Origin of the sequence: Mucilaginibacter xinganensis (assembly GCF_002257585.1) — a bacterium.
In the GTDB taxonomy this organism is placed as follows: domain Bacteria; phylum Bacteroidota; class Bacteroidia; order Sphingobacteriales; family Sphingobacteriaceae; genus Mucilaginibacter; species Mucilaginibacter xinganensis.
In genome coordinates, this window is sequence record NZ_CP022743.1 from 1,204,605 (window position 1) to 1,220,599 (window position 15,995).

The 15,995-nt window shown below is 43.6% G+C and carries 13 protein-coding genes; 8 read left to right on the plus strand and 5 right to left on the minus strand.

The annotated features are described in order from the left end of the window. Positions 1-18 precede the first annotated feature (18 nt). From MuYL_RS05250 to MuYL_RS05260, 3 genes are all read right to left on the minus strand, one after another. Entirely contained in the window at positions 19-1,293 is a 1,275-nt protein-coding gene (locus MuYL_RS05250; protein WP_094569530.1) for an Hsp70 family protein, read from the minus strand. 153 nt (positions 1,294-1,446) lie between these two features. Further along, on the minus strand, positions 1,447-1,818 hold the full coding sequence (locus MuYL_RS05255) for a hypothetical protein (protein WP_094569531.1): 372 nt from the start codon (positions 1,816-1,818) through the stop codon (positions 1,447-1,449). Then, complete coding sequence (locus MuYL_RS05260) at positions 1,819-2,133, minus strand: hypothetical protein (RefSeq protein ID WP_094569532.1); 315 nt, start codon at positions 2,131-2,133, stop codon at positions 1,819-1,821. A gap of 1,026 nt (positions 2,134-3,159) precedes the next feature. Between MuYL_RS05260 and MuYL_RS05265 the strand changes: the two genes are divergently transcribed. From MuYL_RS05265 to MuYL_RS05295, 7 genes are all read left to right on the plus strand, one after another. After that, entirely contained in the window at positions 3,160-5,751 is a 2,592-nt protein-coding gene (locus MuYL_RS05265) for a glycoside hydrolase family 3 N-terminal domain-containing protein (protein WP_157740623.1), read from the plus strand. A gap of 40 nt (positions 5,752-5,791) precedes the next feature. Next, positions 5,792-6,919, plus strand: a complete 1,128-nt coding sequence (locus MuYL_RS05270) for a Kelch repeat-containing protein (RefSeq protein ID WP_094569533.1) — start codon at positions 5,792-5,794, stop codon at positions 6,917-6,919. Between the two features lie 128 nt (positions 6,920-7,047). After that, positions 7,048-7,635 (plus strand): helix-turn-helix domain-containing protein, encoded by a 588-nt coding sequence (locus MuYL_RS05275; protein WP_094569534.1) that lies wholly within the window; start codon positions 7,048-7,050, stop codon positions 7,633-7,635. Between the two features lie 214 nt (positions 7,636-7,849). Continuing rightward, on the plus strand, positions 7,850-8,536 hold the full coding sequence (locus tag MuYL_RS05280; protein WP_094569535.1) for an HAD hydrolase-like protein: 687 nt from the start codon (positions 7,850-7,852) through the stop codon (positions 8,534-8,536). Between the two features lie 2 nt (positions 8,537-8,538). After that, a complete protein-coding gene (locus MuYL_RS05285; RefSeq protein WP_094569536.1) occupies positions 8,539-9,858 on the plus strand; it encodes a DUF5690 family protein in 1,320 nt (439 codons plus the stop codon). Continuing rightward, positions 9,855-11,006 (plus strand): TIGR03364 family FAD-dependent oxidoreductase, encoded by a 1,152-nt coding sequence (locus tag MuYL_RS05290; protein ID WP_094569537.1) that lies wholly within the window; start codon positions 9,855-9,857, stop codon positions 11,004-11,006. Before MuYL_RS05285 ends, MuYL_RS05290 begins: the two co-directional genes overlap by 4 nt. 138 nt (positions 11,007-11,144) lie before the next feature. After that, positions 11,145-13,679, plus strand: a complete 2,535-nt coding sequence (locus MuYL_RS05295) for a phosphocholine-specific phospholipase C (protein ID WP_094569538.1) — start codon at positions 11,145-11,147, stop codon at positions 13,677-13,679. 83 nt (positions 13,680-13,762) lie between these two features. On the opposite strand, the gene trxA is transcribed toward MuYL_RS05295, so the two are convergent. Continuing rightward, positions 13,763-14,059 carry a thioredoxin gene (gene trxA / locus MuYL_RS05300; protein WP_094569539.1) on the minus strand — a complete coding sequence of 99 codons (297 nt, stop codon included), beginning with the start codon at positions 14,057-14,059 and terminating at the stop codon, positions 13,763-13,765. A 143-nt stretch (positions 14,060-14,202) separates the two neighbouring features. Beyond that, on the minus strand, positions 14,203-15,087 hold the full coding sequence (locus MuYL_RS05305; RefSeq protein ID WP_094569540.1) for an alpha/beta hydrolase: 885 nt from the start codon (positions 15,085-15,087) through the stop codon (positions 14,203-14,205). A gap of 180 nt (positions 15,088-15,267) precedes the next feature. Here MuYL_RS05305 and MuYL_RS05310 point away from each other — a divergent pair, with 180 nt between their 5' ends. Further along, positions 15,268-15,849 (plus strand): phosphonate degradation HD-domain oxygenase, encoded by a 582-nt coding sequence (locus MuYL_RS05310; RefSeq protein WP_094569541.1) that lies wholly within the window; start codon positions 15,268-15,270, stop codon positions 15,847-15,849. Positions 15,850-15,995 lie beyond the last annotated feature (146 nt).

Sequence of the window (15,995 nt, forward strand, 5' to 3'; positions counted from 1 at the left end):
TTCTTTTGATATCGTGATTTAATAATCGTCTTCAAAAAGGTAGCCACTATAAGCTAAGCCTTTGGCCACACTTTTAAAGTTATCGCCAGAGTTTAAGTTAACGTGGGGAAACCGGTTTTTAAATAACTTTTGAATACTCACCACCATTGAGGTACCCCCGGTTAAAAAAAGACTATCAATTTTTTGGGCGTTAATGCCGTTTTTTAACATAAACCCGTCCAGGTAGTTTGCAATCCGGTCCACATCTTTTGCGATGATCTGTTCATAATCAGGCAAAGTTATTTCCTCTTCGATATGAATCCCCATCTTGTCGTAGTCAAACGTAGCGGTATCCGCGCTTGTAAGCGTTATTTTTGTTTTTTCGATAGATTGAAATACGGAATAACCCAAATTATTTTCAATAAGTGTGATCAGGTTTTTAAACTGAGGATTGTTACCTGAAAAATAATAATAGTCCTCAATGTCTTTCTGGATACGCAGGCCATTAAAGAAATTCATTTGTTCCCACGAACAAATGTTAGCAAAAAGTGATTTAGGTACCGTTAAAATTTTGCCGGGTGTAGCTTCATATTGCGTGTTTTTACCAAAGTACGGTGTACCTTTCTCCCACATAAAAGCTGAATCGAAACTATCTCCGCCCACATAGATCCCTCCATTGGCCATCATGTCGTTCTTTCGGTCTTTACTGCCCACCTTTTTAGGGTCAAGTATTAAATAGGTAAAATCAGTAGTGCCGCCGCCAAGGTCGGCAACCAGCACATGCTCTTTTTTTGCAAGATTTTTTTCATAGGCGAAGGCCGCACCAATGGGTTCAAATTGAAACCGGACGTCGGTAAAGCCGGCAATTGCCGCTGCTTTATTGAGCCGCGACTGTGCTAAAGTATCTTTTTGCACATCGTCATCGTCAAAAAAAACCGGTCTGCCAATTACGGCTTTTTGGCAATCGTGCCCAATCAATTGATCTGCCCGATCTTTTAGCTCCTTTAAAATGATAGCTACAAGGTCCGAAGCATTATATCTTTTGTTGTGGATGCGGGTTTCTGTGAAACTGCTCCTTGCTAATATTTGTTTAACTGACTTTATGAAACGGCCTTTCATGTCATCATTAATGTAGGCCGTAATCGCTTCTTCGCCTACAACATAGTTCCGGTCACTTCCCACATCAAACTGGTGGTAGAAATAAATGAGCGAAGGAATAATAATGGTGCTGTGTATTTCTTTTTTTTCTTCGTCGTAAATAGCAAGTGCCGAGTTGGTTGTTCCAAAATCAATTCCATATAAAAACTTCTTCATACCAGCGGGGATAAAACAGTAAAAATTTGAAGGGCGGCGAAAGTATTAAAAAATACCTGACTAAGGAAATTGATGTATAAATTTTATTTACGGTAAAAAGGCATCAGCAATAAAGGTTTAGACGATAAAACACGTTACTATTTGCCTGTGTTCTTACAGGTCTCTCACCTCAACTATAGGCTTATTTATTACCCAATAGAAAAACGCCCCGCCTAAGATATAAAGCAGTGCGTCAACCCAGTCGGCAGTATAGGTTTTAGACAAAAATGGCAGCATCCCTTCAAAAACGATGATAACATAGCCGGTGATAAAAGCCACTTGCCACACAGACAATACGTAATATTCACTTTTGATAATAACTGATCGTTGAAACCAAAGCCCCAGGTTGGCAATTACTGGCAGCGCAACAGCATCATCCAGATAGCCGTTAAGATAAGGGAGCGGGTGGTGCAGTTTTCGCATACTGAATACCACTAACCAAACAAAGCAGCCGGCAATAAACCACTTATTGAGCAGTGTTTTCATTTAAGCAGGTAAAAAGCTTATGATTACCAGGATTAAAGTAACAAAGACAAAAAAGGCTATTTGCAGGTAAAACGTCCACCAGCGCAGGCTATTCAGAATTTTTTTTGCATTTTTTTTTAGGGCAGAATCATTTGGATTGATAAAAAAGTAATCATTCTCTTTAATCACTTCCGCTCTCACTTTTTTCTCTACCTCTCGCGAAAATCTTCTTGTTTCAAGAAATCCGTCGCAATACAGGCACCTGTCGTCAATCCCGCCGGCCCACAGCGTCCATTCGCCGCAATGGGGGCACTTTATTTCTCTAACCTGGCTCATTCAATTACGCTTAGCCAAATATATGAAATTAGCGTTGTCTTGTAAAAATAGTACAGGATTGTATAAAATAAAAAAGGACAGCCAGTGGCAGTCCTTCAATTTCTTAAGCGGTTGTTATACCCTATTATTTCAGAGCTTTTTTAGCAGGGAACAATGGTACAATGATAACAGCTAACAGGGCAACAACTTCTAATACAACTAGCATGACTTTGGATTTTAAATATTTATTATAAAATGATTAATAGTTATCAGAAATAATTCTTTTTCTATAGTTCCTTTCCAGTTGATGATGAGGGTTTTAGAAAAGTCAGAAATCTTTCTGCACCACGAATGCGACACAAAACATGCCATCTTTTTTTATTTTTTTTTAGTGTTCAAAATGCGAAAAATGAAAATTATAAAAAAAATAAAATCAGTTAAAAATTGGGTGCATTTTCAATTTTAGCCGATAATTTGATCCTTTTTTTTGAAAAAAAAGTAGTTACGTGAAATATTAGCCGCGATTTTTGGCGTTTATTGAAAATAAGTGCAAAAAATAGGCTTCATAGCCACCGATATTAACTTCCGGGTAAAAAATTAATTGAACTCATTATTGGCAGCTGCCTGCTGATTTTTTGACTTTCGTTTTTTGCCATTATTTTATAATAATTAACTTAACTATTGCTGAAAAATTGACCGCTAAGTATTTATAATATTTTTTTGACAATTTGTCAGATAACATGACAAGCGCTGTTTTTTTATTAAAAACGTTAAAGTTTGTCATGTCATGGTACTGACAAATTGGCCAAATAGGTTGCTTTGTGTCGTTATCTTTAGCGGCCCGGAAATTATAGCATTTGCGTGAAGCGCTTTTCGTCTTCCAAAATCCGGTGTTTATCTATATTTAATGTTCTCCCATCTATTATTTAGTTAGCCAAATTATTTTATATTTACTTTTAGTTGTGTCAAATCAACACAATTGTAAAGCCCTCATTTACAAACCGGTTAAATGCCCGGTTTATTTAAAACCAATTGTTATACTTAAGTATGAAGAAGAATCTTAATTTACCCGTGGCGCTTTGCCTTTTAGGCGCATCTTGTTTGATTGTGTTAGGCGCTATGACCGCCGGTTCAGCTGTCACTCTATTGAAAAAGCAGCCAGCTGCAGATAGCTCGGGTATTGTGCTGGTAAAGAATGCCAACGGGCCAACGCTTGGGTACTCCACGTCGTCGGGTATTAAAATTTTAACGGTTGACGGGTTGTCATTTAAGGATCTGAATAAAAACGGTAAGCTTGATAAATATGAAGACTGGCGTTTGCCTGTGGATGACAGAGCGAAAGATCTGGCAGCGCAAATGTCTGTAGGGCAAATAGCCGGTTTAATGCTGTATAGTGTCCACCAGGCTATTCCTGCGCTAGCCGGCCCCTTTGGGCGCGGTACCTATAACGGGAAGCTTTTTAAAGACGGGGGTATTGACCCCGCTTGGGTTACCGACCAGCAAAAGGAGTTTTTAATAAAGGATAACCTGAGGCATGTATTGGTAACTACCGTACAAAGCCCTGAAGTAGCGGCAAAATGGAACAATAACGTGCAGGCGTTAGTTGAAGGAACCGGACTGGGAATCCCTGCAAATAACAGTTCTGATCCACGGCACAGCGCTTTTTCCGGGGTTGAATATACTGCCGGTGCAGGCGGTAAGATTTCGCAATGGCCCGATCAGCTTGGCCTTGCGGCAACATTTGATCCGGCGGTTACAGAACAATTTGGGTCGATAGCTGCAAAAGAATACAGGGCGCTGGGGATCTCAACCGCGCTGTCGCCGCAAATTGACCTCGGTTCCGAGCCGCGTTGGGTGCGGATAAACGGCACGTTTGGCGAAGACCCACAGTTGGCGGCCGACATGGCGCGCGCCTATGTTGACGGTTTTCAAACATCAACCGGCAGTAACGAAATTAAAGACGGATGGGGTTTCAACAGCGTTAACGCAATGATGAAACACTGGCCGGGCGGAGGCCCTGAAGAAGGCGGCAGGGACGCACATTATGCTTACGGCAAATACGCGGTTTATCCCGGCAACAACTTTGACGAGCACCTGGTATCATTTATTGATGGCGCGTTAAAGCTGAAGGGCAAAACCAAAATGGCTGCAGCTGTGATGCCGTATTATACCATATCATATGGGCGTGACGTAAAAAACAAAGAGAACGACGGTAATAGCTACAGTAAATACCTGATAACTGATTTACTGCGTGAAAAATATGGATATGACGGGGTTGTGTGTACTGATTGGCTGGTAACCGCCGACGAGGCTAAAACACCTGACGTTTTCCTGGCAGGTAAATCATGGGGGATGGAAAATAAAACCGTTGCTGAGCGGCATTATAAAATTTTGATGGCCGGTGTTGATCAGTTTGGGGGCAATAACGACGCTGGCCCGGTAATAGAGGCCTACAATATGGGCATAAAGGAGCATGGGGAGCCATTTATGCACGTAAGGTTTGTACAGTCGGCCGTGCGCTTGCTTCGGAATATTTTCAGGGTTGGCCTATTTGAAAACCCCTACCTGGATGTTGAAAATTCAAAGGAAACCGTTGGGAAACCGGAGTTTATGACAGCCGGGTATAACGCCCAACTAAAATCAGTGGTTATGTTGAAGAATCAAGGTAATGTGTTGCCTATACAAAAAGGTAAAACAGTCTATATCCCCAAAAAATATGTTGCACCCAACAAAAGTATTTTTGGAGATGTAACACCCGAGAAATGGGAAGACGCTGTAAAACCGGAGTTGTTAAAGAAGTATTTTAATGTAACGGATGACCCGGCAAAGGCAGATTATGCCATTGTATTTGTTAACAGCCCCAACGGTGGCGCCGGGTATGATTTTGAAGATACAAAAAAAGGAGGCAACGGCTATTTTCCAATAAGTTTGCAGTATGGTAAGTATACCGCTACCGAAGCACGTGAACACAGTATAGCTGCCGGCGACCCCACTGAACCGGGAATCACAAACCGATCATACAAAAATAAAAGCTTTATGGCCGCCAATGCGATGGACCTTAAAATAATCGAGGATACCCGGATGGCTATGAAAGGTAAACCTGTGATCGTTACTATAGCTGTTTCAAAGCCATTGGTGCCTGCTGAATTTGAAAGAGATGCTAATGGCATTGTTGCCAGCTTTGGCGTACAGAACCAGGCCATACTGGATATATTATCGGGGGCGGCAGAGCCATCGGGGCTTTTGCCATTCCAGATGCCGGCCAATATGCAAACCGTTGAACTGCAGGCTGAAGATATTCCGCACGATATGCTCTGCTATACCGATGCCGATGGCCATACTTACGATTTTGGTTTCGGGATGAACTGGAAGGGAGTTATTAATGATAGCCGAACTGCCAGGTATGTAAACCGCGTTGCCAAACCAGTCATCAGCATAAAAGGTGGCACCGTTGCCATTGCCAGCACTACAGCCGGGGCCAAAGTTTATTATACCACTAATGGAACCACTCCTGCATTTGTTAAGGAAAACGAATATTCAAAACCATTTAAAGCAGCTAAAGGTTCAACAATAAAAGCAATAGCTAAGGTTTATGGCGTTGATAACAGCAGCATGGCTGAGTTTAAGGCAGGGGAGTAAATTTTAATTGATAACAAATTGGGCACAAAAATAACCAACAATGAAAAAGACATTTGCAACGCTTTTTTTAGTTGCTGCAGCGGTAGTTGCGGGTAATGCGCAGGGGAAATGGCAACTGTTAGAAACCGGAAGTAAAGTTGCGGCCCGCAGCGAATGCAGCCTGGTTGCTGCGGACGGTAAGCTGTATTTAATTGGCGGCGATGGCCCGGCACAGGCAGTTGAGTCATACGACTCCAAAACAGCTACCTGGACCAAGAAGGCGGTAGCCCCGTTCACCATGCACCATTTACAGGCAACGGCGCTGCACGATAAAATTTATGTGCTGGATGCTTTTTATGAAGGCGGGTATCCTGACCAGGTTCCGCTACCCAATGTTTATAGCTATGATATAAAAAAAGATAGCTGGCAAAAGCTTGCCGAAGTGCCTGAAAACAGGAGGCGCGGTGCTGCCGGGGAGGCTGTTTATAACGGCAAGATATATATCGTTTGCGGTATAACCCGTGGGCACCGCAGCGGCACAAATAGTATGTTTGATGAATATGACCCGGCAACTGATAAATGGACAAAGTTGCCCGATGCACCGCACATTCGCGATCATAGCATGGCTGTGGTTGTTGGCGATAAGTTATACGCCCTTGGTGGCCGTAACACCAGTTTACACGATGCAGATAATTTTATGTCGTTTTTTGACAAGGTGGTGCTGGATGTGGATTGTTATGACTTTAAAACGGGGAAATGGACTACGCTTGATGCTAAGTTGCCTATGGGCACCGGCGGTGGTACGGCAGTAAACCTGGACGATAAGATCTACTACATCGGCGGCGAACGGGCAACGGCAAACAGGCCCAACGGGCCGCAAAAGGATGTTTATCGACTCGATCCTTTAAAAGATACACACTGGGAAAAGGTTGCTGATTTGAACCGGGCACGCAACGGCGTTGGTGGTGCAGTGCTTGATCATAAAATTTACATTGCCGGCGGGGCAGGAGGTGGGCCGGCCGGTCCGCCACCACCAATTGGCAAACCGGGCATGCCGGGCCCGCCTCCTAATGGTGCACAGCAGGGCGCTAATCCGCCGGCAAATGCCGGTCTGCCAAATGGGCCTCCACCGGGCGGAAATAGTGGCGACCGCGGCGATGTTGCCCTGGAAGTGTTCAGCCTGAAATAACCCTAAATTGAAGATCTTCGATTTTCTTTAAACAATAAATTATTAATTTAACTTTTCTTAACATAAATATTATTTCCTGCCACTTGCTTTATTAGTTACTTTGCGCCGATAAACCTTTTAGAAGATTAATGGAAGAAAATATCCTGATCCAGATCAGTAACCGGATAAAAGACCGGAGGCGCGAAAAGAACATAACGGTACAGGAGCTTGCGGTAAGGGCTAATGTTAGTAAAGGGTTGATATCCCAAATAGAAAATAGCCGCACCATACCATCGTTAATGGTGTTGATAGAGATAATAAAGGCCCTTGAAATAGACCTGAATGAATTTTTTAAGGATATCCGCTCAAAAAGTGACGAACTTCCTGTACTTGTAAAAAGGAAGGCGGAGTATGACCATTTTGAAAAAGAACATGCTTTGGGGTTTCACTATCAACGCATCTTCACAAAATCCATCAACCCCGGTACCATAGATATTGTAATTCTTGAACTGGAGCCCGACGCCAACAGGCCCCTGGTAGAAACTGATGCTTTTGAATACAAATACGTATTGGCCGGCGAAGTAGAATACCAGTTTAACGACGAAAGGATTACCCTGAAACAAGGCGACTCTATGTTGTTTGATGGCCGCATCCCCCATACGCCCAAAAACCTGGGGATCACTACTGCTATTATGCTGGTGATTTATTTTTTTGAGGAAAAAGTAGGAGGAAAGTGATTGAAATTTTAGGTAAGGATCTCTAATATTGAGAAAGCTTTTTACTGTTCTAAATCCCATTTTGTTTATTATTGATCGAATTAAAATCACTTAAGGTTAATCTCTTACCCTTTTGTTCACTCTTCAATCCCAATCTCTTAATCAAATCTTAACATTGAGTTAGTTTAGTTTTAATAAACTATGTTTAGTATTGCTCAACAATCATTGAATAGTTATGTCCATAAAATTAGTAGTATTTGATATAGCCGGTACAACGGTTAAAGATGACCATGATGTAAGCAAGGCATTCCAGGCCGCTTTATTAAAATCAGGCTATGAGGTTCCTTTGGAACTAATTAATCCGTTAATGGGTTATGAGAAAAATCTCGCCATTAAGCAGATCCTTCGCCTGCATGAGCATAACGATGCGAAAATTACACCTGAGCTGGTAAGCAAGATCCATAAGGAGTTTGTGCAGCAAATGATAGAACATTACAAATCGGCACCGGGAATTGAGCCTTTGCCGAACGTGGAAGAAACGTTTGCTGCCTTGCGTGCAAAAGGCATTCAGGTTGGTATCAATACAGGGTTCTCACGGGATATTGCCGATACTATTGTTACCCGTTTGCAATGGTTTGAAAAAGGGTTGATTGACCATGTAATCGGTTCGGACGAGGTTGAACTTGGCCGCCCGCACCCGTACATGATCCAGAAGCTGATGATAGACGGTAAAATTAACCGCGCACGGGAAGTTGCCAAAGTTGGTGATACCGAGGTTGATGTTCGCGAAGGACAAAGCGCGGGTTGTAAATATGTAATTGGTGTTACTACCGGCATTTTTACCCGCCAGGAACTTGAAACTTATAACCCTACCCATATAATTGATGATATAGCGGAGGTATTAACCATTATCAGCAAATAGCTATGAAAGTAATGGAGCGCCTGCGGGCTAAGGTTGCCACGTGGCCTTACCCAGTCATTTCAATAATGGCGGCTGTTTCTGCTTTTGGTACCTATACAGCTATGTATGCTTTTCGCAAAGGTTTTGCTGCGGGAACTTTTACAGGCGAGCAATACTTTCACGTTGACTATAAAGTTTGGCTGGTTATAGCACAGGTTATTGGATATACCCTCAGCAAATTTTACGGCATTAAATTTATTGCCGAATTAAAACCCGGCCAGCGTGCGAAAAGCATTTTCGCGCTAATAGGAGCCTCCTGGGTTGCATTATTGCTTTTTGCTGTTATTCCGGCACCCTATAATATCATTTGTCTTTTTATAAACGGCTTTCCGCTGGGGATGATCTGGGGGCTGGTTTTTAGTTACCTGGAGGGCAGGCGATCTACGGAATTTATGGCTGCGGTTTTGTCTATCAGTCTAATATTTGCATCCGGCTTTGTAAAAACCATAGCGCGTACCATGCGCGACACCTTGCACATCAGCGAGTACTCCATGCCATTTATAACAGGCGCGCTGTTTGTGCTGCCGCTGTTGTTTTTTGTTTTTTGCCTGGAGCTGATGCCGCCGCCAACTGCGGAAGACATAGCGCTGCGCACAAAACGCACACCCATGAATGCGGCTGAGCGCCAGCAATTTCTAAAAAGATTTTTGCCGGGGATAATACTTACCCTCATCATTTATGTGCTGCTTACCATAATGCGCGATATCCGCGATAATTTTGAGGTGGAGATCTGGGCAAGTCTGGGCAATAAGGATAATACCATTTTTGCCAAAATAGATACTATAATTTCTGTGATTGTATTGGTAGCGATGAGCTTGCTGATCCTGGTTAAAAAGAACCTGAAGGCTTTTAGTATTATTCATTTGATGATTATAGGCGGCTGCGTACTGATAGCAGCCGGAACCATACTTTTTGAGCTAAAGCTTATTGGCCCTATGGAGTGGATGACAGTAGCAGGTCTTGGCCTTTATCTTGGTTATGTGCCTTATAATGCCATTTTTTTTGAGCGAATGATAGCCACTTTTCATTACCGCAGTAATGTAGGGTTCCTGATTTACGTTTCAGACTCTATGGGGTACCTTGGCAGTGTTACCATATTGCTTGTTAAAGAGCTGGGGCGGCCCAGTATAAGCTGGGCAACGTTTTTTAAAGAGGGCGTTTTAGTGGTTGGAATTGTGGGTGGTATTTGCGCAGTATTATCTCTGTTTTACTTTTTAAAAAGTGCGCGAAAACATAACAGCAATGAAGAGTCGCAAGGCGAATTAAATATACAAACGGTATGAAATTAATTTCTTCAAACAAATCCGCCATTATAATAGGTGCCGGTATTGTTGGTTTAGCCACGGCAAGGGCACTGGCTTTGCGCGGTTATAAAGTAACCATATTTGAGCGTAATGAGCGCGCTGTAGGTGCGTCCATCCGTAATTTTGGAATGGTGTGGCCCATTGGGCAGGCAACCGGGCCATTATTCGATCGTGCCATGTTGTCGCGCAGTATCTGGAAAGAAATTTGCAATGAAGCTAGCATTTGGCATAATGAAGTTGGGTCACTGCACCTTGCATATCATGAGGACGAACTACAGGTAATTACTGAATACGTTGAAGTTAACCGGCAATTCCGCGACTGCGGTTTGCTGTCGCCGCAGCAGGCATTGGAAAAATCGCCGGCGATAAATCCCGATGGTTTAAAAGGCGCTTTATGGAGCGGCGAAGAAATGATCGTTGAATCTCGGGTTGCAGTGGGGCAGGTAGCTAAATACCTTGCTGAAAAATACGATGTGGAGTTTCACTGGAACACTGCAATCACTACAATAGACCACCCAAAAGTAACTTCGGGCAATCGCGTTTGGGAAGCCGACGAGATCTTTGTTTGCAGCGGTGCCGATTTTGAAACGCTTTACCCTAAACTGTTTTTAGAAACGCAGATAACCAAGTGTAAACTGCAAATGATGCGGCTGGTTACACAGCCTGACGAATGGCGCATTGGCCCCTCGTTATGTGGCGGCTTATCTATGATCCATTATCCCGGTTTCCAGGCAGCAGCTTCATTGCCCGCCCTGCGGAAACGTTATGAGGAGCAATATGCTGAATATTTGAAATGGGGCATCCATGTAATGGTATCACAAAATGGCAGCGGTGAATTAACTATTGGTGATTCGCATGAATATGGCCTGGTGCATGACCCTTTCGACAAAGCATTTATTAATGATATGATAACTTCTTACTTACAAACTTTTGCCACTTTTAAGGATTGGAAGATGCTACAGTCATGGCACGGCATTTACCCTAAAATGACTAACGGCGCAACCGAACTGGTAGTTGACGTTGCACCCGGTGTAACGGTAATAAACGGCGTAGGTGGTAACGGGATGACGCTGTCTTTTGGGTTGTGCGAGGAGTATATCGGCAAGCGGTTTGGCGGTTTGCAATAGCTAGCTGGCACAATTTATATCGGACGATATAGATATCGTTAAAAGAGATGTTACTTTTGGATTGAACCAATTAGTACTGCTGGCTGCGGCAGGGAACTGCAGACTAAAGAATATTATAATAATACCTATATCAGATAAATGGATACCAGGAGAGATTTCTTAAAAAAGGCAGCAATGTTAACAGGTGCGGCCGGTTTATCAGGGTTTATACCCGCTTCTATACAAAAGGCAATGGCTATTAACCCCGCCCCGGGAAGTACTTATATGGATGCGGAACATATTGTTATCCTAATGCAGGAAAACCGTTCGTTCGATCACGTATTCGGGACGCTGAAAGGGGTAAGGGGATATAATGACCCGCGTGCCATTGACCTGCCGAATAAAAATAAAGTGTGGTTGCAGTCTAACAAAAAAGGTGAAACCTATGCCCCTTTTCGCCTTGATATAAAGAATACCAAATCAACCTGGATGAGTTCTCTGCCGCATTCATGGCGCAACCAGGTTAATGCACGTAACGACGGAAAGTTTGATAAATGGCTTGATAACAAACGCAATGGTAATAAAGAATACGCCGATATGCCGCTTACCCTGGGTTACCACACCCGCGAGGATATCCCGTTTTATTATGCTTTAGCAGATGCTTTTACTGTTTGCGATCAGAATTTTTGCTCCGCATTAACAGGTACCAACCCTAACCGATTGTATTTTTGGAGCGGGACTATTCGCGAGGAACAAAACGAAAACGCACGGGCCTGTGTTTGGAACGAGGATATGGATTATGGCACCCTGAAATGGGCCACTTTCCCTGAAAGGCTGGAAGATAATGGCATCTCGTGGAAATGCTACCAGAATGAGGTAGCCATAGATACAGGCTTTGAAGGCGAGGAAGATCCATGGCTTTCAAACTTCCAGGATAACCCGCTGGAGTTTTTTGCGCAGTATAACATCCATTTGCATGAGCCCCATATTGAGGCCATGGAAAAAAGGGTTGCCGAGTTGCCTGCGAAGATAGATGAGCTGAAAACAAAGATTGCTGCTTTGCCCGCCGGCGATGCGCACATCAGCCACCTTAAAAAGCAATTAAGGGAGCTGACTGGTTACCTTGAAGCAATAAAAAAAGAACGCGAAGTTTACAAACCGGGTATGTTTGACAAGCTTACTGATAAAGAAAAAAGCCTGCATACCAAGGCATTCAGCAATAATAAGAACGACCCGCACTACCGCACCCTCGAAGATTTAAAATATAATGATGACGGTACCATGCGCGAGCTGAAGGTGCCAAAGGGCGATGTGCTGCACCAATTTAGGGAAGATGTGAAAACAGGTAACCTGCCAACGGTATCGTGGGTAACTGCACCTGAAAATTTCTCAGATCACCCCAGTGCGGCCTGGTTTGGTGCCTGGTACGTATCAGAAGTGATGGATATACTTACCCAAAACCCCGAGGTTTGGAAGAAGACCATCTTTATATTGGCGTATGATGAAAATGATGGCTACTTTGACCACGTACCACCGTTTACGGCACCGCATTCGCACAAAGAGGGTACCGGCAAGGTGTCTGACGGGATTGACACCCGTGTTGAGTTTGTAACGCTTGAGCAGGAACAGGCCCGCAATAATTTCCCTGAGAAGTATGATAAGGAAAACGCTATAGGCCTTGGCTTTAGGGTGCCGCTGGTGATAGCATCGCCATGGAGCAAGGGCGGCTGGGTAAATTCAGAAGTATTTGACCATACCTCCACCCTGCAATTTTTAGAAACTTTCCTGAGTAAAAAAACCGGTAAAAAAATAGCAGAACCAAATATCAGCGATTGGCGCCGCACGGTTTGCGGCGACCTAACCTCGGTATTTCGCCCTTATAATGGCGAGGTAATCCCTAATCCGCAGTTTTTACCAAAGGATGCTTTTGTTGAAAGTATTCATAAAGCGCAGTTTAAGAAATTGCCCGACACTTATAAACTGCTTACTGCTGATGAAATTGCCCACCTCAATAAAGCGCCGTACACTTCGCCCTATATGCCGAAGCAGGAGAAAGGCATAAAACCTTCATGTGCTTTGCCTTACCAGTTATATGCCGATGGTAAATTAAGTGCGGATAAAAAATCGTTCGCATTAAAATTTACGGCCAGCAATAAAGTGTTTGGCAGCGGCGCAGCCGGTTCGCCATTTAATGTATATGCCCCTGGCAAATATATTAATGAAAACCTGCGCACCTGGGCTTATGCCGCAAAGGCAGGTGATACCGTTGCTGACGAGTGGCCATTAAGCGATTTTGATAATAGCCACTATCACCTGAGGGTTTATGGACCGAACGGTTTTTACCGGGAATTTAAAGGTAATGCCAATGATCCGGATCTTGACATAGCCTGCGAGTACCAGTCTGGCCTCACCGATAGCAAAAAGCTTACTGGTGATATTGTGTTAAGCTTGCATAATTTAGGTAATACCTCTCAATCGGTTGAAATAACAGATCACGGTTATAAAACTAACAATCATAAGTTAGCTGTTAAGGGGGGCAGTAAATCGGCATTGGCCCTTAACCTGGCCGATAGCCATGGCTGGTATGATTTTAGCGTGAAGATAAACGGGATACAAAGCTTTGAAAAGCGTTATGCTGGTCGTGTTGAAACCGGTAATCCTGGGTTTAGCGACCCTCAGATGGGGAACGTATAAGTTTTGTAAATGAAAAGGTTGTTATGCAGAAACCCGGGCTTCGTATAACAACCTTTTTTAAGTACTGGCCGTTAACATAATGGTTAAACAAACTGCTGAATAACCTGCTGCAATTGCCCGGCTTGTACAACGCCGCTTTGACGCCATTTGGTTTGGCTGTTTTTAAATATCATAAGTGTGGGCACGCTCTGCACTTTATAGGCGCTTGCCGCCGCGGGGTTTTTATCAATATCTATTTTAATAATGGTAACCTTATCGCCCAAGGCGTCTTTTACCTGCTTTAGTATGGGCGGCATCATTTTACACGGTCCGCACCACTCTGCCGAAAAATCAACCAATACGGGTTTATCTGATGCTATTATCTCCTGGAAATTTGCCATGATATGTTGTATTTATAACAAGTTAACACTTTTACAGGGAATAAGATTTATTTATTGCTGAAAATTACTGTGGGGTAACAAAGGCAGATTAGCTACTTATAGCTTGCTTTCGGCTTCCCGATTTTTTACTACTTCATGAAATTTTAATGCATCACCTTCGGTCGCACGTTGCCGGTTGGCTGTAAGATGTTATTATCCGATAGCCAGTCGGCCAGTCGTTGAGGCCAGGTATTGATGGATTTAAGTTTTGACCGTTGCCCCATGTTAAAACCATGTGCCCCCTGTGTAAACAAGTGCGCCTCAACAGACACTTTAGCATCACGATAGCGCTGTAAAAGTTGCATTACCGGTATAGAACAGCAGGGGTCATCATTAGCGGCCAGCAAAAATGCTGGCGGTGCATCTGCCGGAATCACAGCCGGAATGTAGAGTGGGCCGGGGTAGATCTGGATGATAAATGCGGGCTTTGAAGACTGACGATCAATTAGATCAGGCGCTTTTGGATTACCGGTGCCTTTATCAAAGGCTACCATATCTACTACTTCGCCACCTGCCGAAAACCCCATTAAGCCAATCCTGTTGGTATCTATCCCAAATTCGGCAGCCCGGCTTCGCACCAGTCGCATTGCCCTGAAACCATCCTGTTTGGCATGCACGTCAATTTTATAAGGCGAAAGTGTATCCCGCCCTAAACGGTATTTAAGTACAAAAACAGTGACGCCAAGATTATTTAAAAATTTAGCGGGATCAACCCCTTCGGCAGTGTAAACCAGCAGCCGATGTCCTCCGCCGGGGCAAATTACCACAGCGGCTCCGTTAGCCTTATCTTTTGGGGGTAAATAAGCCGTAAGTGACGGGTTGTGAATATTTTTTACCCAGTAATCTTTAGCCTGCTCCGGCTCATTGCGCCGACTCTCAAAACCAGGCGCGCCATTATCCCAAAGCGGGATAACTATAGGTTCTGTTTGTGCCCACAGCGCGACAGGAATTATGAACAAAACAATTAACGCCTGAATAGATCTGACCATGGTTTCGGGTTGGGTTTTAATTAAAGATAGTACAAATATCACTAATTAAATTGTACGATATTAAGCATGATATTTCACACGGTGCAAAATAGGTAAACAATGCACTAAAACTGGATTTTAACAAATACTTAACGATATGATAATATGGAATAATTTAATTTAGCGCTAAAAATTATCCGGATGAGATCGTCTGCAAGTAGCCACCAAATAATAGTTAACGAAGTTTTTTCGCTGTATGAAAAATATGGTGATGAGGATTATATTGGCGAGCCCGTTTCGCAGCTGGAGCACATGTCGCAGGCGGCGGCACTTGCCGAAGAAGAGGGGTACGATGCTGAAGTGATCCTTGCTGCATTTTTTCATGACATCGGCCATTTATGTGCAGAAGAAGGTGAAGCCGAAAGCATGGACGGCATGGGCAATGTTGACCACGAAAAGCTCGGCGCTGATTATTTGCTGGAAAAGGGATTTTCTGAAAGGGTTGCAAATTTAGTTGAGGGCCATGTATTGGCAAAACGATACCTCACCTACAAATATCCCGAATATTATAACAAGCTTTCCGAAGCCAGCAAAGCTACGCTAGAGTTCCAGGGCGGGCGGATGAGCAGCGATGAGGCTGCTGAATTTGAGCTTAACCCTGACATGGACCTGGTTATAAGGTTGCGTTATTGGGACGATAAAGCAAAGGAAATGAATATCCCGGTTGATAACATCTCTCATTTAAAAGAACTTGCGTTAGCTCATCTCTCCGTTAACGAATAGGGCTTGTGACTGGAGAATAAAGTTTAGTGGCAAAAGCAGGGGTTAGTGTTTTGTAATTAATAGAAGCCTGGAGCATCCCTGCCCAGGTGAACGCGCGATAATGCCATTTTTTCTTTCCAATCCTTTCCGGCTCCCGGAATGTCAGT

Coding starts and splice junctions, on each gene's coding strand:
- MuYL_RS05270 (WP_094569533.1), top strand. CDS start 5,792: ATGAAAAAGACATTTGCAACGCTTTTTTTAGTTGCTGCAGCGGTAGTT.
- MuYL_RS05295 (WP_094569538.1), top strand. CDS start 11,145: ATGGATACCAGGAGAGATTTCTTAAAAAAGGCAGCAATGTTAACAGGT.
- MuYL_RS05265 (WP_157740623.1), top strand. CDS start 3,160: ATGAAGAAGAATCTTAATTTACCCGTGGCGCTTTGCCTTTTAGGCGCA.
- trxA (WP_094569539.1), bottom strand. CDS start 14,059: ATGGCAAATTTCCAGGAGATAATAGCATCAGATAAACCCGTATTGGTT.
- MuYL_RS05255 (WP_094569531.1), bottom strand. CDS start 1,818: ATGAAAACACTGCTCAATAAGTGGTTTATTGCCGGCTGCTTTGTTTGG.
- MuYL_RS05250 (WP_094569530.1), bottom strand. CDS start 1,293: ATGAAGAAGTTTTTATATGGAATTGATTTTGGAACAACCAACTCGGCA.
- MuYL_RS05305 (WP_094569540.1), bottom strand. CDS start 15,087: ATGGTCAGATCTATTCAGGCGTTAATTGTTTTGTTCATAATTCCTGTC.
- MuYL_RS05290 (WP_094569537.1), top strand. CDS start 9,855: ATGAAATTAATTTCTTCAAACAAATCCGCCATTATAATAGGTGCCGGT.
- MuYL_RS05260 (WP_094569532.1), bottom strand. CDS start 2,133: ATGAGCCAGGTTAGAGAAATAAAGTGCCCCCATTGCGGCGAATGGACG.
- MuYL_RS05280 (WP_094569535.1), top strand. CDS start 7,850: ATGTCCATAAAATTAGTAGTATTTGATATAGCCGGTACAACGGTTAAA.
- MuYL_RS05285 (WP_094569536.1), top strand. CDS start 8,539: ATGAAAGTAATGGAGCGCCTGCGGGCTAAGGTTGCCACGTGGCCTTAC.
- MuYL_RS05310 (WP_094569541.1), top strand. CDS start 15,268: ATGAGATCGTCTGCAAGTAGCCACCAAATAATAGTTAACGAAGTTTTT.
- MuYL_RS05275 (WP_094569534.1), top strand. CDS start 7,048: ATGGAAGAAAATATCCTGATCCAGATCAGTAACCGGATAAAAGACCGG.